The sequence below is a fragment of the Variovorax sp. J22R115 genome, assembly GCF_030317005.1.
In the GTDB taxonomy this organism is placed as follows: Bacteria; Pseudomonadota; Gammaproteobacteria; order Burkholderiales; family Burkholderiaceae_C; genus Variovorax.
In genome coordinates this window covers 259,299-278,193 of record NZ_JASZYM010000009.1, presented here as the reverse complement: position 1 = coordinate 278,193, position 18,895 = coordinate 259,299, and the positions used below count along the sequence as shown (strand labels likewise).

At 65.5% G+C, this 18,895-nt stretch carries 21 protein-coding genes; 10 read left to right on the top strand and 11 right to left on the bottom strand.

Annotation, left to right across the window (positions count from 1 at the left end; translation table 11 throughout):
• The first annotated feature begins 179 nt into the window (after positions 1-179).
• The 5 genes from QTI04_RS18050 to QTI04_RS18030 all read left to right on the top strand — a co-directional run bounded on the left by QTI04_RS18050 (position 180) and on the right by QTI04_RS18030 (position 4,303).
• The gene (locus QTI04_RS18050; RefSeq protein WP_286616822.1) at positions 180-1,064 is read left to right on the top strand and encodes a transporter substrate-binding domain-containing protein; all 885 of its coding nucleotides are present in this window, start codon (positions 180-182) and stop codon (positions 1,062-1,064) included.
• Positions 1,065-1,197: 133 nt separating this feature from the next.
• Positions 1,198-1,959, top strand: a complete 762-nt coding sequence (locus QTI04_RS18045; RefSeq protein WP_286616821.1) for an aspartate/glutamate racemase family protein — start codon at positions 1,198-1,200, stop codon at positions 1,957-1,959.
• A gap of 68 nt (positions 1,960-2,027) precedes the next feature.
• The gene (locus QTI04_RS18040; protein ID WP_286599648.1) at positions 2,028-2,936 is read left to right on the top strand and encodes a dienelactone hydrolase family protein; all 909 of its coding nucleotides are present in this window, start codon (positions 2,028-2,030) and stop codon (positions 2,934-2,936) included.
• Positions 2,937-3,013: 77 nt separating this feature from the next.
• Entirely contained in the window at positions 3,014-3,952 is a 939-nt protein-coding gene (locus tag QTI04_RS18035; protein WP_286616820.1) for a ZIP family metal transporter, read from the top strand.
• Positions 3,953-4,069: 117 nt separating this feature from the next.
• Complete coding sequence (locus QTI04_RS18030; RefSeq protein ID WP_286599652.1) at positions 4,070-4,303, top strand: hypothetical protein; 234 nt, start codon at positions 4,070-4,072, stop codon at positions 4,301-4,303.
• Positions 4,304-4,415: 112 nt separating this feature from the next.
• On the opposite strand, the gene QTI04_RS18025 is transcribed toward QTI04_RS18030, so the two are convergent.
• Entirely contained in the window at positions 4,416-4,625 is a 210-nt protein-coding gene (locus tag QTI04_RS18025; protein WP_286599653.1) for a dodecin, read from the bottom strand.
• A gap of 194 nt (positions 4,626-4,819) precedes the next feature.
• Here QTI04_RS18025 and QTI04_RS18020 point away from each other — a divergent pair, with 194 nt between their 5' ends.
• The gene (locus tag QTI04_RS18020) at positions 4,820-5,296 is read left to right on the top strand and encodes a GNAT family N-acetyltransferase (protein ID WP_286616818.1); all 477 of its coding nucleotides are present in this window, start codon (positions 4,820-4,822) and stop codon (positions 5,294-5,296) included.
• A gap of 13 nt (positions 5,297-5,309) precedes the next feature.
• Here the strand turns inward: QTI04_RS18020 and QTI04_RS18015 are convergent, their stop codons facing one another.
• The 7 genes from QTI04_RS18015 to QTI04_RS17985 form a co-directional block, all read right to left on the bottom strand.
• A complete protein-coding gene (locus tag QTI04_RS18015; RefSeq protein WP_286599655.1) occupies positions 5,310-5,909 on the bottom strand; it encodes a DUF3299 domain-containing protein in 600 nt (199 codons plus the stop codon).
• Between the two features lie 2 nt (positions 5,910-5,911).
• Positions 5,912-7,174, bottom strand: coding sequence for an FtsX-like permease family protein (locus QTI04_RS18010; RefSeq protein WP_286616815.1), 1,263 nt, complete (start codon positions 7,172-7,174; stop codon positions 5,912-5,914).
• On the bottom strand, positions 7,171-7,875 hold the full coding sequence (locus QTI04_RS18005; RefSeq protein WP_286616814.1) for an ABC transporter ATP-binding protein: 705 nt from the start codon (positions 7,873-7,875) through the stop codon (positions 7,171-7,173). Before QTI04_RS18005 ends, QTI04_RS18010 begins: the two co-directional genes overlap by 4 nt.
• A 7-nt stretch (positions 7,876-7,882) precedes the next feature.
• Complete coding sequence (locus QTI04_RS18000) at positions 7,883-8,437, bottom strand: DUF2796 domain-containing protein (protein WP_286599658.1); 555 nt, start codon at positions 8,435-8,437, stop codon at positions 7,883-7,885.
• Positions 8,434-9,339, bottom strand: a complete 906-nt coding sequence (locus QTI04_RS17995; RefSeq protein WP_286616813.1) for a sulfurtransferase — start codon at positions 9,337-9,339, stop codon at positions 8,434-8,436. The genes QTI04_RS18000 and QTI04_RS17995 overlap by 4 nt, the downstream gene beginning before the upstream one ends.
• Positions 9,340-9,349: 10 nt before the next feature.
• Positions 9,350-10,282 (bottom strand): DMT family transporter, encoded by a 933-nt coding sequence (locus tag QTI04_RS17990; protein ID WP_286616811.1) that lies wholly within the window; start codon positions 10,280-10,282, stop codon positions 9,350-9,352.
• 133 nt (positions 10,283-10,415) lie between these two features.
• Positions 10,416-11,552 carry an aromatic ring-hydroxylating dioxygenase subunit alpha gene (locus tag QTI04_RS17985; RefSeq protein WP_286616809.1) on the bottom strand — a complete coding sequence of 379 codons (1,137 nt, stop codon included), beginning with the start codon at positions 11,550-11,552 and terminating at the stop codon, positions 10,416-10,418.
• Between the two features lie 289 nt (positions 11,553-11,841).
• Here QTI04_RS17985 and xseB point away from each other — a divergent pair, with 289 nt between their 5' ends.
• From xseB to QTI04_RS17965, 4 genes are all read left to right on the top strand, one after another.
• A complete protein-coding gene (xseB, locus tag QTI04_RS17980; RefSeq protein WP_286616807.1) occupies positions 11,842-12,108 on the top strand; it encodes an exodeoxyribonuclease VII small subunit in 267 nt (88 codons plus the stop codon).
• Positions 12,105-13,022 (top strand): polyprenyl synthetase family protein, encoded by a 918-nt coding sequence (locus QTI04_RS17975; protein ID WP_286616806.1) that lies wholly within the window; start codon positions 12,105-12,107, stop codon positions 13,020-13,022. The genes xseB and QTI04_RS17975 overlap by 4 nt, the downstream gene beginning before the upstream one ends.
• A gap of 16 nt (positions 13,023-13,038) precedes the next feature.
• A complete protein-coding gene (gene dxs / locus QTI04_RS17970; protein ID WP_286599663.1) occupies positions 13,039-14,922 on the top strand; it encodes a 1-deoxy-D-xylulose-5-phosphate synthase in 1,884 nt (627 codons plus the stop codon).
• A 90-nt stretch (positions 14,923-15,012) separates the two neighbouring features.
• A complete protein-coding gene (locus QTI04_RS17965; RefSeq protein WP_286599664.1) occupies positions 15,013-16,092 on the top strand; it encodes a TRAP transporter substrate-binding protein in 1,080 nt (359 codons plus the stop codon).
• A gap of 85 nt (positions 16,093-16,177) precedes the next feature.
• Here QTI04_RS17965 and QTI04_RS17960 read toward each other — a convergent pair whose 3' ends face one another.
• From QTI04_RS17960 to QTI04_RS17950, 3 genes are read right to left on the bottom strand one after another with little or no spacing between them, the layout of a single operon-like run.
• On the bottom strand, positions 16,178-16,669 hold the full coding sequence (locus QTI04_RS17960) for a hypothetical protein (RefSeq protein ID WP_286616804.1): 492 nt from the start codon (positions 16,667-16,669) through the stop codon (positions 16,178-16,180).
• Positions 16,666-18,201 carry a TRAP transporter large permease subunit gene (locus tag QTI04_RS17955; RefSeq protein WP_286599667.1) on the bottom strand — a complete coding sequence of 512 codons (1,536 nt, stop codon included), beginning with the start codon at positions 18,199-18,201 and terminating at the stop codon, positions 16,666-16,668. The genes QTI04_RS17960 and QTI04_RS17955 overlap by 4 nt, the downstream gene beginning before the upstream one ends.
• 55 nt (positions 18,202-18,256) lie before the next feature.
• On the bottom strand, positions 18,257-18,796 hold the full coding sequence (locus tag QTI04_RS17950) for a TRAP transporter small permease subunit (protein ID WP_286599668.1): 540 nt from the start codon (positions 18,794-18,796) through the stop codon (positions 18,257-18,259).
• Positions 18,797-18,895: the final 99 nt, after the last annotated feature.

The following is an 18,895-nucleotide window of genomic DNA, read 5'->3' as shown; positions in this document are numbered from 1 at the left end:
GACTCTAGGCGGGGTGCGCTCCATCGGGAAATGCCAAAAGCATCGCGGCCCATAGCCAAAGCTCATGGGACCACGAATCCATAACATTTGGTCATGGGCTTGGGCGCAAAAGGAATTGTGACGGGCGGGCGAATGCTTCCTACACTTCGTTTCACTTCAAATCCACCGAAAGGGCTCGCATGAAACTATCCGCATTGATGGCAGCCGTCCTGGTCTCTGCCGCCGTCACGGGCGCACAAGCCGCCGACACCCTGGCCAAGATCGCCGAATCCGGCAAGATCACGCTGGCCTATCGGGAGTCGTCGGTGCCCTTCAGCTACCTCGACGGTCCGAACAAGCCGGTCGGCTTCTCGGTCGAGCTGTCGAATGCGGTGGTGGACGCGGTCAAGAAGAAACTCAACAAGCCCAATCTGGAAGTGGCGCTGATGGCGGTGACCTCGCAGAACCGTATCCCGCTGATCACCAATGGCACCATCGATCTGGAGTGTGGCTCCACCACCAACAACACCGCCCGCGGCAAGGACGTGGCCTTCGCCATCAACCACTTCTACACGGGCACGCGGCTGCTCGTGAAGAAGTCTTCGGGGATCAAGAACTACGGCGACCTCGGGAAGAAGACCGTGGCCAGCACCACCGGCACCACCAATGCGCTGGTCATGCGCAAGTACAACACCGAGAAGAACCTCGACATGGACATCGTGCTCGGCAAGGATCACGCCGACGCTTTCCTGCTCGTGGAAAGCGACCGCGCCGTGGCCTTCGCGATGGACGACATCCTTCTGTTCGGCCTTATCGCCAACGCCAAGAGTCCGGGCGACTTCGAAGTGGTGGGCGATGCGCTGCAGGTCGAGCCCTACGGCTGCATGCTGGCGAAGGACGACCCGGCCTTCAAGAAGGTGGTGGACGACACCATCGTCGGTCTCATGAAGAGCGGCGAATTCGAGAAGATGTATACCAAGTGGTTCATGCAGCCGATCCCGCCCAAGGGCATGCCGCTGAACCTGCCGATGAGCCCGCAGTTGCGCGAGAACATCAAGTCGCCGAGCGACAAGCCAGCGACGTAGGCACCCCCCAGGCTTGCCCACTTCGTGTGGCCGCCAACCCCCTTGCGGGGCCAACACCTGCGGACCGGCGGAGCCGGATCCGTGGTGTTTCTGGAAGGGGCTGTGAAGGGGCTGGCGAATTGAGGCGCAATTCATGACACAAGTAGTTGGCATCCTCGGTGGCATGGGGCCGGCAGCGGGCGCGGATTTCGTGCGCCTGTTCGTCGATGCTTGTGCGCGGCGGATGCGGGCGCGCGGCGAGACGGTGCGGGACCAGGGCTTTCCGGAGCACTGGCTGGCGCAGGTGCCGGTGCCGGATCGCAGCGGTGCGCTCGAGTCGGAAGGGCTGGGTGCGCATCAGCCGCTGGAGCCGATGTTGCAGGCATTGGGGCGGCTGGCGGCGCTGGGCAGCCGGGCGGTCGCGATTGCCTGCAATACGGCGCATGCGTGGCACGCCACCTTGCAGGAGCGCTTTCCGCAGGTCGAGGTGTTGCACGTCGCGCGCGAGGTGTCGGCGCATCTGGCGGCGCAGGGCGTTCGGGACGTGGCGTTGATGGCGACCGAAGGCACCTACCGCATCGGCCTGTACGAGCAGGCGATGGCGGACGCCGGCATGGCCTGCCACCTGCCGCTTGCAGAGGAACGTCGGATGCTCATGCGTGGCATCTACGACGGCGTGAAGGCGGGTGACATGCCGTTGGCGCAGGCCTGCTTCAGCGAGGTCGCACTGCAACTCGCGCGGCGTCATGGATCGGTGGCCATCGTCATGGGATGCACCGAGATTCCCCTCGGGCTCGAGGGCTCGGCGTCGGTCGGTGGGCTGAGACTGGTCGACCCGGCGCAGGTTCTTGCGTCCGCGCTCGCGGCGCGCGCCTACGACGGGGTTTCGGCGCCAGCCGCACGCGTCCTCGCCTGATCGCCTACATTGCGGCCTGCGCTTCGCACGCCAGCCTTTGTCCGTCGATTTCACAGGAGTTCGCCCGTATGACTCGTTCCGAGAACGCTTCCGATCTGCAAGCCGATTTCGATTCGCTCCGCCCCGGCGACAGCACCGAGCAGGGCGCGACGCGCCGCACGGCGCTCAAGGCCGCCATCGGGGTGGGTTATGCGGCGGCCACCTTGCCGATCGCGGCGCAAACCGTCGTCAAGACGTCCGACGAGGGCCTCAAGGCCGGCCCCGTCAAGTACACGGTGAACGGCTTCGAGGTGCCGGCCTATGCCGCCGCGCCGGCCGGCAAGACCGGCTTGCCGGTGGTGCTCGTGGTCCAGGAGATCTTCGGTGTGCACGAATACATCGCCGACACCTGCCGCCGCTTCGCCAAGGCCGGCTACCTGGCCATTGCGCCCGAGCTTTACGCGCGTCAGGGCGATCCGAAGGGGTATACCGACATCCCGAAACTGCAGGCCGACATCGTCAGCAAGGTGCCCGATGCGCAGGTCATGGCCGACCTCGACGGCGCGCTCAAGTACGCGGCTGCGAACGGCGGCGACGTTCAGGAAGCGGCCATCACGGGCTTTTGCTGGGGCGGACGCATCGTCTGGCTCTATGCGGCCACGGGCAAGGTCAAGGCCGGCGCGGCCTGGTACGGCCGGCTCATCGGGCAGCCTTCGGAGCTGACGCCCCGGCATCCCATCGACGTCGCCGCCAACCTGCAGGCGCCGGTGCTGGGCCTGTACGGCGGCAAGGACCAGGGGATTCCGCTTGACACGGTTGATAAGATGAAAGCCGCCCTGGCAACCGGTTCACCGGCTGCCAAGGCTTCGCAGTTCGTCGTGTATCCCGAAGCGGGCCATGCGTTCCATGCCGACAACCGGTCCAGCTACGTCAAAGAGGCGGCCGAAGACGGATGGAAGCGCGCCCTGGCCTGGTTCAAAGCCAACGGTGTGGCCTAGCCACATCCGCTAGCCGCTTTCAATCGAAAGCCGTCCGATGGACGGCTTTTGTTTTTGCCACCATTGCGCAAGCAGTCATGAATTTGTTAGCCATCATCGCCGCGACCCTTGTCGCCGGCATCGGAAGTGTCTGGATCGCCGCGCTGCTGCTGCGCGTGGGCGTGCGTAGCGGGGCCGGCGGCGTGAATCCGCAGCATTTGCTGAGCCTCGCCGCGGGCGCGCTGTTGGCGACCGCCTTCATGCACCTGCTGCCCGAAGCCTTCGAGAGCCACATCGCGCCGGCCGTGCTGTTCGGCGTGCTGTTGTTCGGACTGGTTTTCTTTTTTCTGCTCGACAAGGCAGAGTTGTGGCACCACGGGCACGAGCATCATCATGGCGAGCACGTCGACGAACCTGGGCACAGCCGAGCCAATCCGCACGATCAAGGCCATCACCACCTTCACGTTCACGCCCACGACCACGACCACGACCACGACCATGCGCATGCGCACGACGCCAAGGGCGGCGGCTGGGCCGTGCTCACCGGCGACAGCGTTCACTGCTTCGGCGACGGCATCCTGATCGCCTCGGCCTTCGTCGCGGACATGCGCCTGGGCCTGGTGGCTGCGATCGCCGTGCTCGCGCACGAGGTGCCTCACCACATCGGTGACCTGGTCGTGCTGCGCCAGAGTTCGTCCAACCAGCGCGTGGCGCTCGTCAAGGTCTCATTGGCCGGGACGATGACCGCGCTTGGCGGCCTGGTGGGCTGGTGGCTGGTCGACCAGCTGCATGGGTGGCTCCCCTATTTCCTGGTGCTGGCGGCCAGCAGCTTCGTCTACGTGGCGCTGGCCGACTTGATCCCGCAGCTGCAGAAGCGGCTGCCGGCGCGGCAGACGGCCTTGCAGATCGTGTGGCTGGCGATCGGCATCCTGCTCGTCACGCTCGTGAGCCGGTTCGCGCATGCCGACCATGACCATGCGCACGGCGGCGTTGCCGATCCGGACCACGCGCACGGGGCGTCCGACCACAAGCACTGAGTGGACACCCGCGGCACTTTCTGACACGCTTGTTGCCCCTTCGCCGAAGTGGCTGATTCGGCTGGGACCCACACTCGGGGTGCATCATGCAAACATCAGTCAGCCAGGAGTCCGATCATGATCAGCGCCGACCCCCCTCTGCGTCCCGGAGAAGCCGCAGACGAACCCGAGATCGACGAAGCCGAAGACACATTGCCCGAGGACGACGAGGCGTTCGAAGAAGATGACGCCGAAGCGACCGATGAGCTGTCCGAAGAAACCGGCATCGACCTGACCGATGCCAGTGAACTCGATGCCGACAACGTGCCGGCGGACGAGGAGTTTGACCGCGTGATTCAGGCCCCGGATTGACCAAGCTTACCCCCAGGCTTGCCTCACTTCGTGTGGCCGCCCACCCCCTGCCGGGGGCAATGCCTGCGGCCCGGCAAAGCCGGTTCCGCGGCATTCCCGGAATGGCGCGGGTCTAGTCCTCCAGCGTGAAGCCTGCCTTGATCGTCACCTGCCAATGGGCGACCTTGCCGTCGATCACATGGCCGCGCGTTTCGGTCACTTCGAACCACTGGATGTTGCGCACGGATTCGCTGGCTTTGGCGATGGCGCGCAGCACGGCATCGTCGCTGCTCGTCGGCGACGAGCCTGTGAGTTCGAGGAGCTTGTAGACGTGATTGGACATGGGGGCCTCCTGTCGCAGGGGGACGCGCGAATTGCGCGTGCCTCGCCGCGCGCCATGTTGGCACGGCATGGGCGTTCAGCACTCCTAGTTGAAACCCGGGGATTGCTTGTCCATGTCCCGCACCTGCCTGTGGCGGCACGGGCGTGCAATATGCTTCCCGCAACTTCAATACTCGAAATGATGGTCAAGCGTCGATGAACCCTTCATCTGCAGTCATTCGGATCGACCTCGACGATCTCTCGGGCCCGGAGATTCGTGCGTTGCTACAAGCCCATCTGCGCAACATGCACGAGCTTTCGCCGCCCTGCAGCGTTCACGCGTTGGACATCGACAAACTGCGACAGCCCGATGTCACGTTCTGGACGGCGTGGGGAGGCAATGAACTGCTCGGATGCGGCGCGCTTCGGGAGCTTTCGCCGAAACATGGCGAGGTCAAGTCGATGCGAACCTCGGATGCCCATCGGGGACAAGGGGTCGCACGCGCCGTGCTCCATCGCATCATCGAGGAAGCGCGGACGCGTTCCTACGATCGATTGAGTCTGGAGACGGGCCGGATAAAGGCGTTCGAGCCGGCGCAGAAGCTCTACGAGTCGTTCGGGTTCACGCGCTGCGCTCCCTTCGGCAACTACGTCAATGATCCCCACAGCGTCTTCATGACGAGGTCGCTGTAGCGGAGGTTGTCGGTTACTTCGCGCCGCCGGTGTACTTGGTGACGCTGTCGGCTGTGACGTGGTAGCCGCTCACGCCCATCATCGAATCGTTGCGCAGGGTCTGCAGCTTGCCGGTGACCCACACGGTGTCCATGGCGCGGAATTTCGCGCCTTGCTTCGGGCGCACGTGCAGGATCTGGTTGGCCGGCGGCGGCGGTGTGTGGATGCAGGCGCCGAAGTAGGGCACCAGCAGGAACTCGGTGACTTCGCCCTTGTTCTCTTCGAGCGGCACGATGAAGCCGGGGATCTTCACCTCGACGCCGTTCATCGCGGCGTTGGTCGGCGCGTTGTTCGAGGCGTCCTGGAGCTTCATAAGCATCTCGTTGGCGCGCGGGTCGCTGTCGTCGAGCTTGCTCAGGTCCATGCCCTTGAGTTCCTTCATCGGGTCCCAGTCTTTGGGCACTAGTTCTTCCCACGAGATGACGCGAGGCTGGCCGGGTGCGGCCTTGGCGTCGGCGGGCTTGCCACCGAGCGGGTTGGTCGGGGAGGTGGCCTGTGGCGAGGGCTCGGCGGCCCATGCGCTGCCGGCGATGACGACCGCGAGAAGGAAGGAAACGGGAAGGCGCAATGTCATGTTCAGATCCTTGGAGAGAGGCCATCGGCGAGTGAAAGCCGGTAGGCGCGGATGCCCGGCAGCAGGCTGGCGACCCAGCCGGCCACGACGAGGGCCGCGAGCAGCGTCCATTCGTTCAGTGTAGGTTCGGACAAGTGCAGCGCCAGTCCGAACTGCGATTGAAGCCAGGGGGAAAGCAGGGTGACACCCAGCACGGCAAAGACGACGCCGATCGCCACGCCCAGCAGCGTGACCAGCGCGCCTTCGAGCGCCAGCAGCGCGAGCACGTGGCGCAGGCTGGCGCCGACAGCGCGCAGCACGGCCAGCTCGCGGCGCCGCTCGTTGAGGCTGGCCATCACCACCGACACCAGCCCTGCGAGGCTGACGAGTGCGACCAGCGCCGACATCAGCAGCAGCGCGTTCTCGCCGACGCCGATCACGCCCCACAGCTCGTCGAGCGCCACGCCCGGGAGGATGGCCATCAGCGGCTCGTTCGCATAGGTGGAGACCCAGCGCTGCACTGCGAACACGGCGGCGCGGTTCTTCAGGCCGACCAGCGCGGCGGTCACGTTCTTGGGCGCGAGGTCGAACTTGCGAACTTGTTCCGCCGGGATCTTGACGCCCGGCATCGGGGCGCCGCCCATCCATTCGAGGTGGATGGCTTCCATGGCTGGGAGCCCGATGTGCACCGTGCGGTCGACCGGCGTGCCGGTGCGCGCCAGCACACCCACCACGGTGAAAGGCTTGTCGGCATGCTCGGACACGTTCAGCTCGCCGCTCCCGTGGGCCAGCGTGATCTTCTGGCCGACGTGATAGCCCAGCTTGTCGGCCACCTCGGCGCCGACCATGGCATCGAAGAGTTCGCCGAAGGGCTTGCCCTCGCGCATCCGGAGCGGCTGGCGGTTGCCGTAGTGGAAGTGCTCGAAGTAGGCGGGCGTGGTGGCCAGCACCGAGAAGCCGCGGTGCGAGTCGCCCAGCGACAGCGGCACGACCCAGTCGACGCCAGGGTGCGCGGCAAGCGCCTGCACGCTCTTCCACTGCACGTTGTTGGTGGCGGCGCCGATGCGAAACACGGAATAGAGAAGCAACTGCGTCGAGCCGGTGCGCGCGCCGACGATCAGGTCGGTTCCCGACACCGAGGACGAGAAGTTCTCGCGCAGTTCGGTACGGATGCGCTCGACGCCGAGCAGCAGAAAGGTCGATAGCGCGATCGACAGCAGGGTGAGAGCGAGGGTGAAGCGGCGGTTCCACGCGCTGCGCCACGCGATGCCAAAGAGGGCGCTCATGCCAGCTCCCCCGAAGCCGCACGATTGATCTCGGGCAACAGTACATGGCGCGAGAAGCGTTCGGCGATGCGCTGGTCATGGCTCACGAACACGAGCGCGCTGTGGTTCGTCCGGCAAGCCGACAGCAGCACGTCGAGGAAGGCTTCGCGGCGGTCCTCGTCGAGCGCCGAGGTCGGTTCGTCGGCAATCACGATTTCGGGATGACCGACGAGCGCACGCGCGGCGGCCACGCGCTGTTGCTGGCCGACCGACAGCTGCATCGCCTGGCGCTGCCACAGGCTGGCATCCAGGCCCATCTGCGCGAGCAGCTCTTCAGCCTGCGCCCGCGCCGTGCCATCGCGCGACGCCCGTTCCATGCGCCGCGCCGAGAAGCGGCAGGGCAGCAGCACGTTGTCGAGCACGCTGAGGTACGGCAGCAGGTTGAACTGCTGGAAGATGTAGCCCACATGCGCGACGCGCGATCGGTCGCGCGCGGCTCCCGAGAGTGCGGCCCAATCGTGTCCGAGCAGGGTGATGCGGCCCGCGTCGGCCACCAGCACGCCGGCCAGCAGCGACAGCAGCGTGCTCTTTCCGCAGCCGCTGGGGCCATGCAGGAAGACGGCCTCGCCGGCCGAAATGTCGAGCCGTTCGATGTCGATGCAGGGCGTTTGGGCGCCGGGCCAGGCGAAGCGCAGCGATTCGGCGGAAAGGACGAGCGTCACGAGCGAATCACTTGGTCCAGGTCAGTCGCGTGGCCGGCCGTTTCAGCGTGCGCTTGAACTGGCCCTGCGGCGAAACGATCTGGGCCTCAATCTGGCGTGGACCCTTGAAGACATTGAAGAGATCGATGTCGATGAATTTCGCCGCACCGGCGTTGGTGCAGTTGAACGCGATGGTGGCGTCGAGGTCGGCGTGGCCTTCGGTGGCAGTGGCGTCTGGCTTGCCCAAGCCCAGCGCGGCGGAGCGCAGCGTCACCGGACCGAGCTTGCAATTGGCGGTGGGATCGATCTTGAAGAGATGATCCGCTGCGCGAAGCTGTGCGACGGCATCGACGACGGCTTTTTTCTCGGCATCGGTGCGCGGCGCGCGTTCGAAGCCGACGAAGTTGTCGAGCGGCGATCCCATCTCGATCACGACGGTGGGGCCTTCGACGACGACGTCGAGCTTGATCTGGCCATGCACGTGGGCGTGCTGGGTCTGAGCCGAGGCGGCGAGAGGAAATGCGGTGAGTGCGAAGAAAGCGGTCAGTGCGAGGGTCGAGAGCGGCCTGCTCGTCAGGATCATGGTTGTGCGCCTTGCCGGGTCGGCAGCCCCGGCGTGTTGCTCCACTCGCTCCAGCTGCCGGCATAGAGCGCGGTCGGCCCGAGACCTGCGATCTGCATGGCGAGCAGGTTGGGCAACGCGCTCACGCCGCTGCCGCACTGGTGGACGACCGTGGTGGGATCCCGGCCCGCCAACAGTGCTTCGAATTCGGCGCGCAACTGCGCGGCCGGCTTGAACTTCCCGTCGGGGCCGAGGTTCTCGGTAAAGGGCCGGTTGAGGGCCCCCGGGATGTGACCTGCGATCGGGTCCAGAGGTTCCACCTCGCCGCGATATCTTGCCGCCGCGCGCGCGTCGATCAGCGTCTGGCCGGCTTGCTCGAGACGCGCGGCCACGGTCTTGGTGTCGGTGAGCGAGAGCAGAGGCTTGTCGGCGACGAAATTCGACTGGAAGTGCGATGGCTCCTCGCGACCGGTGACTGCACCGCCCGCCGCCTGCCAGGCCTGCAGGCCGCCATCGAGCACGGCCACGGCATCGTGGCCCATCCACTTGAGCATCCACCAGAGCCGGCCGCAATAGTTGGCGCCGTTGCGGTCGTACACCACCGCCTGCATGTTGTTGGCAAAGCCCACGCTCGACAGCCAGGCCGCGAACTTCTCACGGCTCGGCAGCGGGTGGCGGCCGCCCGAGGCGGGAGGGCCTTCGTCCTGCGCCACGACGACGCCGTGGGCGCCGGCCACGCCGTGCTTCGCGCTGAGGTCGGTATCGAGGTTGGCGTACACCGCGCCAGGCATGTGCGCCGCCCGGTACTGCTGTGCGCCGGATTCGGGCTTCATCAGGTCGAAGGTGCAGTCGAAGATCATCAACGGCAGGTCGCTGGCCTGCAAGGCGATGAGCTCTTCGGCGGAAATCAGCGTCGTGTACATGCGAACTCCTTCAATGTTCCTCGGCCGGTGCCTTCGGCAACGACCGCTGGCGCAGCACCGTGGCCGCGATGCCGCTCGCGACGATCAGCGCCATGCCGGCCCAGCCCGCGGCATCGATGCGATCCCCGAACAGCAGCACGCTGTACATCGCGGCAAAGACGATGCCCGAATACTGGAGATTGGCAACCAGCAGCGTACCGCTTTCGGTCTTGGCGCTGGCATAAGCGCGCGTCATGCAAAGCTGGCCGAGTGCCGCCAGAACGCCGACGGGCAGCAGCCAGAGCGCGTGCGACCACGTCCAGTTCGACCATGGGGTGGATTCGCCCAGCAACGTTCCGAGGCCGCCCGCCACGGCCGAGCCGACCGCGAAATAGAACACCGTGCGCGCTTCGGGTTCTCCGAGCCTCGAAAGTGCCACCACCTGCATGTATGCAAAGGCGGCCGTGAGGCCGGACAGCAGCCCCATCAGACCCGCGAATCCCTGGTTGTCGCCGACGGTGGGCTTGAGCATCAGCACGACGCCGCCGAAGCCCGCGAGCACCGTGAGGACCAGCGGGCCTTGCAGCGGCGGGCGCGACACGCTGCCGTCGCGTCCGGGAACTGGCACCCAGGCGAGCAGGGCGCCGCCGACCAGGAAGGCGGCGATCCAGACGCTGCTCATGTAGTTGAGCGTCATCGCGGTGGCGAGCGGCATGTGCGCGATCGCGAAGAACCACGCGCCAAGGGACACGACGCCAATCAGGCTGCGCCATGCGTGCATGCCGGGGTATCGGGTGGCGAGCGTGACGCCGCGGCTGCGCGCGAGCACCCAGAGGAACACGATGCCGATCAGGCCGCGATAGAGGACCAACTCGGCGCTGGAAAACCAGGCCGAAGCAATCTTCACGCACACGCCCATCGTGGCGAAGATCAGTGCGCCCAGCACCATCCAGAGCGCTTGCATCAGGAGCTCACCCCCAGGCTTCGCGCACTTCGTGTCGCTTCGCCATCCCCCTTGCAGGGGGCAACACCAGCGGCCCGGCAGAGCCGGTTCCGCGGTGTTTCTGGCACAGCGGGTGTGGGGGGCATCGATCGCATCAGGACGACATCTCGCGGCGGTACCACTCGTGGAACTGCTGCATGCCATCTTCCATCGGGCTTTGGTACGGGCCGCTTTCGTCGTCGCCGCGCAGCATCAGGGCGCGGCGGCCGGCATCCATGCGTTCCGCGATCTCGTCGTCTTCCACGCAGGTTTCCATGTAGGCGGCCTGTTGCGCTTCGACGAACTCGCGTTCGAACGCGACGATCTCCTCGGGATAGAAGAACTCGACCATGTTGAGCGTCTTCTGCGGGCCGATGGGGTGCAGCGTGGAGACGGTCAGCACGTGCGGATACCACTCGACCATCACGTGCGGGTAGTAGGTGAGCCAGATCGCGCCGTACTTCGGCGGCTTGCCTTCGCGGTACTTCAGGAGCTGTTCCTGCCACTTCTGGTACACCGGGCTGCCCGCGCGGCCGAGCCGGTTGGCGACACCCACCGTCTGCACCGAGTGATGACGGCCGAATTCCCAGCGCAGGTCGTCGCAGGTGACGAAGCTGCCCAGTCCTGGATGGAAGGGGCCGACGTGGTAATCCTCCAGGTACACCTCGATGAAGGTCTTCCAGTTGTAGTTGCACTCGTGCAACTCGACGCGGTCGAGCGCATAGCCCTCGAAGTCGAGATCCGCGCGGGCGCCGATGTTCGCGAGGTCGGATGCGACGTCACGACCCTTGCCCGTGCCGTTCTTCTCGAACAGCAGGCCGTTCCACTCGGTCAGCGGGTAGTTGTGCAGACTGAGGCAGGGGTCCTGCTCGAAGTGCGGCGCCCCGATCAGCGTGCCTGTGGTGCGCGGGTCCGCAGCGGCGTACGTCCAGCGATGCAGGGGGCAGACGATGTTGCCGCCGGCCTGTGTGTCGAGCTGGCCGCGGTCCTGGAGGATCAGGGCCTGGCGATGGCGGCAGACGTTGGAGATCAGTTCCACGCCCTTGGGCGTGTGGACGAGCGCACGACCCTGATGCTCCTGCGGCAAGGTGTGGAAGTTGCCCGGTTCAGGCACCGCGAGACGATGGCCGACGTAGCGCGGCCCCGCCGCGAAGAGCGTTTGCAGCTCGCGGGCATAGAGCGCCTCATCGAAGTACGCGGAAACCGGGAGTTGGCTGGAAGCCTGCTGCAGTTGAAGACTTAAATCAGACATGGGTGACCTGACCAAGCTCCCCACAGGGAGAAAGATAGAACGGAAGGCTGCCGTCAAAGGTGCGGGACGGCCCGAAGATTGCGCCGGCAGCTGCCGGCCAGGGAGCCGCGGATTGTACCCCGGAGAAATTTTTCCCCCCACGCCCTCGATCCGGCAAGTGCCAGGGCTGCCACGGAACCGGCTCTGCCGGGCCGAAGGCAGCGCCCCCGGAAGGGGGTGGGCGGCCACACGAAGTGGGCAAGCCTGGGGGTGAACTTAAAATCCCATGTTTCACCACGATCCGCCCCGCATGCCCAAGGTGCCTTCCTCCTCCCCGTCGGCCTCGCCAGACGCGCCCGGTACCGGCGCGCTGCCAGCGAGCTACGAAGCCGGGCTCCAGGAACTCGAACAACTCGTGACCGAACTCGAGTCGGGTCAATTGCCGCTCGACCAGCTGCTCGGCAGCTACCAGCGGGGCGCGGCGCTGCTCGCGTTCTGCCGCGACAAGCTGCAGGCGGTCGAAGACCAGATCAAGGTGCTCGATGCGGGCAGCCTCAAGGTCTGGGCGGCCGAATGACGGTCGCCGACACCTTGCGCTGGGACGCCGCCCGCCTTGCCGCGTGGAGTGAGCCGAAGCTGTCCAGTGTCGAAGCCGCATTGTCCGAATGGGTCGGTGTCGACGCACCTGTGGAACTCGGCGACGCGATGCGCTACGCGGTGCTCGACGGTGGCAAGCGGCTGCGACCGATGCTGGTTTTTGCCGCGAGCGAAGCCGTCGGCGGCCACGCCGAAGCGGCCTTGCGCGCGGCATGCTCGGTTGAATTGATCCACGCCTATTCGCTCGTGCACGACGACTTGCCGTGCATGGACAACGACGTGCTGCGTCGCGGCAAGCCGACCGTGCACGTGAAGTTCGGCGAAGCCGATGCGCTGCTGGCCGGCGATGCCCTGCAGGCGCTGGCTTTCGAACTGCTCACGCCCGATGGCGACGCCATCGCGCCCGCCGTTCAGGCCAACCTGTGCCGCCTTCTGGCACGCGCCGCTGGCAGCCAGGGCATGGCGGGGGGGCAGGCGATCGATCTGGCGAGCGTCGGCCTTGCGCTCGATGAAGCGCAACTGCGCGAAATGCATCGGCTCAAGACCGGCGCCCTGCTGCAGGGCAGCGTGGAAATGGGCGCGACCTGCGGCAATGCGCTCGCGCCCCACGTCCTTGATGCACTGCGGGAGTACGGCGCGGCCATGGGCCTCGCCTTCCAGGTGGTGGATGACATCCTCGACGTCATCGCCGATTCGGAAACGCTCGGCAAGACGGCCGGCAAGGACGCCGCGAGCGACAAGCCCACCTATGTGTCCCTGCTCGGCCTCGACGGCGCCCGCGCCCAGGCCCGCGAACTGTTGGCCGAGGCGCTCGCCGCGCTGGACCGCAGCACACTGGCCGATACCGGCGCACTGCGCGCGCTGGCCCACATGGTCGTCGATCGCGATCGATAGACAACAACAACATCCCATGGCTCCGTTGCTTCCAACCATCCACGACCCTTCCGTCCTGCGACACTTCGACCGCGCCCAGCTCAAGCAGCTGGCCGACGAAGTGCGGACCTGCGTGCTCGACAACGTGTCGCGCACCGGCGGGCACCTGAGCTCGAACCTCGGCACGGTGGAGCTCACGGTCGCGCTGCACCATGTGTTCAACACCCCGCACGACCGGCTGGTGTGGGACGTGGGCCACCAGACCTATCCGCACAAGATCCTCACCGGCAGGCGCGAGCGCATGCCCACCCTGCGGCAGCTCGGCGGCATCTCCGGATTCCCGCAGCGTACCGAGAGCGAGTACGACACCTTCGGCACCGCCCATTCGTCGACCAGCATCTCGGCCGCGCTGGGCATGGCGATGGCTGCGCGGCAGAAGGGCGAAGACCGTCATTCCGTCGCGATCATCGGCGACGGCGCATTGACTGCAGGCATGGCCTTCGAGGCACTGAACAACGCGGGCGTGTGCGACGACTGCAAGCTGCTCGTGATCCTGAACGACAACGACATGTCGATCAGCCCGCCGGTCGGTGCGCTCAACCGCTATCTTGCACAGTTGATGAGCGGCAACTTCTACGCCGCTGCCAAGAACGTCGGCAAGAGCGTGCTGCGTGCGGCGCCGCCGCTCTTCGAGCTGGCCAAGCGCTTCGAGCAGCATGCCAAAGGCATGGTGGTGCCGGCCACGCTGTTCGAGCAGTTCGGCTTCAACTACGTCGGGCCGATCGACGGGCACGACCTCGATTCGCTGGTGCCCACGCTCGAGAACCTCAAGCATCTGCAGGGTCCGCAGTTCCTGCACGTGGTCACGAAGAAGGGTCAGGGCTACAAGCTGGCCGAGGCCGACCCGGTGGCCTATCACGGCCCCACCAAGTTCGATCCGGCCGTCGGCCTCGTCAAGCCGGCGACCGCACCCAAGCAGACCTTCACCCAAGTCTTCGGCACATGGCTGTGCGACATGGCCGCGCAGGACGGCCGCCTGGTCGGCATCACGCCGGCCATGCGCGAGGGCTCGGGGCTCGTCGAATTCGAACAGCGCTTTCCCGGTCGCTACTACGACGTGGGCATTGCCGAGCAGCACTCCGTGACCTTCGCGGCCGGACTCGCATGCGAAGGTCTCAAGCCAGTGGTGGCAATCTACTCGACCTTCCTGCAGCGCGCGTATGACCAGCTCATCCACGACGTCGCGATCCAGAACCTGCCGGTGGTCTTCGCGCTCGATCGCGCCGGCCTCGTGGGGGCCGATGGCGCGACGCATGCCGGCGCGTACGACATCCCTTTCCTGCGCTGCATTCCGAACATGAGCGTGGCATGCCCGGCGGACGAGGCCGAATGCCGTCAGCTGCTGACCACGGCCTACGAGCAGAACCATCCGGTCGCGGTGCGCTATCCGCGCGGCGCCGGTGCCGGCGTCACGCCGCATCTCACGCTCGAGGCGCTGCCCTTCGGCAAGGGCGAGATTCGCCGCGAGGGCCAGCGGATCGCGATCCTGGCGTTCGGCACCTTGCTCTATCCGGCACTGCAGGCGGCCGAGGCGCTGGATGCCACGGTCGTGAACATGCGTTGGGCCAAGCCGCTCGACATCGACCTGCTGTTGAAAGTTGCGGGTACGCACGATGCCATCGTGTCGGTGGAAGAGGGCGCCATCATGGGCGGCGCGGGCAGCGCGGTGCTGGAGGCCTTGCAGTCCGCCGGCATCCAGAAGCCTGTGCTGCAACTCGGCTTGCCCGATCGCTTCATCGAGCATGGCGACCCGAGCAAGCTCCTGGCCGGTATCGGACTCGATGCAATCGGCATCGAACAGTCGATTCGGCAACGCTTCGATCGCGTCGCCGCAGGGAAAACCCCCCCCGGCGCCTTGTAAGCGTTTTTTACAATCGTTGTCGACTCAAAAAGTCAGCAACGCGGCCACAAGCCGCGTTCTCGTTTTCTAAAAGCACTCGGAGTGAATTCAATGGATCGTCGTTCCCTCATCAAAAACGCCGGCATTGCCGGCGTCCTCGCTGCCGGCATCGCGCCGGCAGTTCACGCGCAGGCAGCCGTCCGCTGGCGCCTGGCATCGAGCTTCCCCAAGTCCCTCGACACCATTTTCGGAACGGCTGAAACGTTCTCCAAGAGCGTCAGCGACATGACCGGCGGCAAGTTCCAGATCTCCGTGCATGCCGGCGGCGAACTGATGCCCGCTTTCGGCGTGGTGGATGGCGTGCAGAACGCATCGGTCGAAATGGCGCACACCGCGCCTTACTACTTCTACGGCAAGGACCCGACCTTCTGCCTCGGCTGCGCAGTGCCCTTTGGCCTCAACACCCGCCAAATGAACGCGTGGATGTATGAAGGCAATGGCCTGAAGCTGATGCGCGACTTCTACGCCAAGTACAACATCTACAACCTGCCGGGCGGCAACACCGGCGCGCAGATGGGCGGCTGGTTCCGCAAGGAAATCAAATCGGTCGCCGACCTGAAGGGCCTGAAGTTCCGCACCAACCCGTTCGCGGGCCGCGTGCTCGAACCCTTCGGCGTGATTCCCCAATCGATCCCCGGCGCCGACCTGTACCCGGCGCTCGAAAAGGGCACGCTGGACGCGCTCGAATGGGTTGGCCCGTATGACGACCAGAAGCTCGGCTTCAACAAGGTCGCACCGTTCTACTACTACCCTGGCTGGTGGGAGGGCGGCCCGCAGCTGGACTTCTACATCAACACCAAGGCCTGGGAAGGCCTGTCGGCCGAGTACAAGGCGATCGTCACCGCGGCAGCCGCGCAGGCCAACATCGGCATGACGGCGAAGTACGATGCACGCAATCCCGTCGCGCTGAAGCAGCTCGTCGGTTCCGGCACGAAGCTGCGTCCCTTCACGCAGGACGTGATGAACGCGGCCTTCAAGTCGGCCCAGCAGATCTACTCCGACCTCAACGGCAGCAATCCCGAGTGGAAGAAAGTCTACGGCGACTACTCGAAGTTCCTGGCCGACCAGAACGCCTGGTTCCGCTTCACCGAAGGCACCTTCGACCGCTTCATGCAGCAACAAAAGCTGTGAGCGGGGCCGGCTCAGGCCGGCTCCCCAAAGCAAAAAGCCCCGCTGGCAACAGCGGGGCTTTTTTCATGGGCGCGCTGATCGAAGCTCAGGGCTTGGCGTTCGGGAAGCTGCGCGCCGCAACGCGCTCGGCAAAGCCCGTCAGCAGGCGCGCATCGGCCGAATGGATCCACGTGACGGCGCCATTGCGACGGCGCACCAGCAGGCGCGGCGCAATGATTCGTTCAAGCCAGCGCCAGTGCACGAGCTTGAGATGGGCCACGTCGGCCGCGTGCTCGCGCTTGTTCCACAGCCATGTCTGCGTGAGCACGTCGCCATCCAGGCGCGTGCGGCTGCTGACAATCCAGTAGCCCATCCAAGCAATGCACAGCGCAGCCAACCCGAAAAGCACGATGCTGCTGACGGACCACGACGCACCACTGAGCGCAGGCAGGCTCCAGATGCCGAAGCCGATCAGATCGACCACGAGGATGACCGCCAGGACCCGCACGAAGGGCGGATAGGCGGGGCTCTCGAGCGCGGCCGGGGTTTCCTCGATCTCGCCCGGCGCGCCGGTTTCTCCTGCCTCGGTGGCGCTCACTGCTTGGTGCCGGCGTCCGGCGCCGGGCTGGCCGGCGCGGCCTCTTCCGGCGCGGCCTGCTTCTGGTTGCCGAACGGATCTTCCATGTTCATGCCGCTGTTGTCCGAACCTTGCGATTCGGCCGGCATTTCAAGCTGCACCTTGTCCACGTCGACCACGACCTTCTTTTCGAGGAAGACAGTGACGGTCTGCGGAAAGAAGATGACGATCGCCACGAGCAGCAGCTGCAACCCGACCCACGGAATGGCGCCGAGGTAGATGTCGCGTGACTCGATCTTTCGCGGCAGCGCGCCGTTCTTGAACAGCGTGTCGGCAATGCCGCGCAGATAGAACAGCGCGAAGCCGAAGGGCGGGTGCATGAACGAGGTCTGCATGTTCACGCACAGCAGCACGCCGAACCAGACCATGTCGATGCCGAGCTTGGCAGCGACCGGGCCCAGCATCGGCAGGATGATGAAGGCGATCTCGAAGAAGTCGAGGAAAAAGGCCAGGAAGAAAACGAAGATGTTGACGACGATCAGGAAGCCGATCTGTCCGCCCGGCAGGCCCGAGAGCAAGTGTTCGATCCACTTCGCGCCGTCCACGCCCTGGAACACCAGCGAGAACATCCGCGAGCCGATCAAGATGAAGACCACCATGGCCGTCAGGCGCATGGTGCCGTCCATTGCGTCTCGGAGCATCGGCCAGTTGAGGCGGCGATGGATCGCCGCGAGAATCAGCGAGCCCACGGCGCCCATGGCGCCGGCTTCGGTCGGCGTGGCGATCGCGTGGTCCATGAAGGGCAGGCCGCCCATCGAACCGAGCACTGCGAAGATCAGGATGGCCGACGGGATGATGCCGCGCAGGCACTTGCCCCACAGCGCCCAGCCGGTGAGCGTGCGCGCCGAAGCCGGCACGCCCGGAACGTAGCTCGGACGGATGCGCGAGATCAGGAAGGTGTAGACCGCGAAGATCAGCACCTGCAGGATCGACGGGCCCCACGCGCCCTTGTACATCTGGCCCACGTCGGTGCCGAGCTGGTCGGCCATGACGATGAGCACCAGCGATGGCGGCACGAGCTGCGTGATGGTGCCGGAGGCGGCCAGCACGCCCGTCGAGTACCGCATGTTGTAGCCGTAACGCATCATCACGGGCAGCGAGATCATCGCCATCGCGATCACCTGGCCGGCCACGGTGCCGGTGATGGCGCCGAGGATGAAGCCGACGATGATCACCGAGTAGCCCAGGCCGCCGCGGATCGGACCGAAGAGTTGGCCCATCGAATCGAGCATGTCTTCGGCCAGCCCGCATTTCTCGAGCACCGCGCCCATCAGCGTGAAGAAGGGAATCGCCAGCAGCGTCTCGTTGGACAGGATGCCGAACACATTGAGCGGCAGGTTGGCCATGAAGCCGGCCGGGAACCAGCCCATCTCGATCGCGAAGAAACCGCTGAACAGGCCGAGTGCGGCGAGAGAGAACGCGACCGGGAACCCGATCAGCATGATCACGACCAGCCCCGCGAACATGATCGGGGCGAAGTTTTCCATTTCCATTTTTCTTATCCTGCGAAGCGGTGCGAGAGGCGGGCGTTGCTTGTGAGGAGGGCACTCATTGCACGGGCTTCTCGTAGTGCGTGTCCATCTCGATCAGGCCACGCAGGTAGGCAATGCGCTTGATGATTTCGGCCACGCCTTGCAGGAACATCGCGCCGAAGCCCAGGGGCATCATCAACGCCGCGGGCCAGCGGATGAGGCCGCCGATGTTCCCCGAGATCTCGCCTGTGCGCAGCATGTTGAGGAAGAAAGGGAAGGTGAGCCAGAACAGCAGGCCCATCACGGGCAGCAGGAAGAACACCAGGCCGAACAAGTCGACGTAGACGGGGCCGTTGCGCTTGAGCTTGCCGTAGATGATGTCGACGCGAACGTGTTCATTGAGCTTGAGCACCAGCGGGGCACCGAGCATGACAGTGGCGGCGAACAGATACCACTGAATCTCGAGCCACGCGTTGTTGCTGAGGTCCAGGCCATAGCGGATGACGGCGTTGCCGGCGGAGATGACCGAAGCGGCCAGCACGGCCCAGGCGGCGACCTTGCCGAGCTTGGCGCTGATCCAGTCCATGACGAGCGCGAATTTGAGGAATGCTGACAACGTTTTGTCTCCCTGCGGGATGAATGCGGTGGCGCCGGGTCGTTTGGCGCAAAGTTGACAATGGTAACGCTCTGTAGCGCCTGCTCTTCCCTGTGCTCG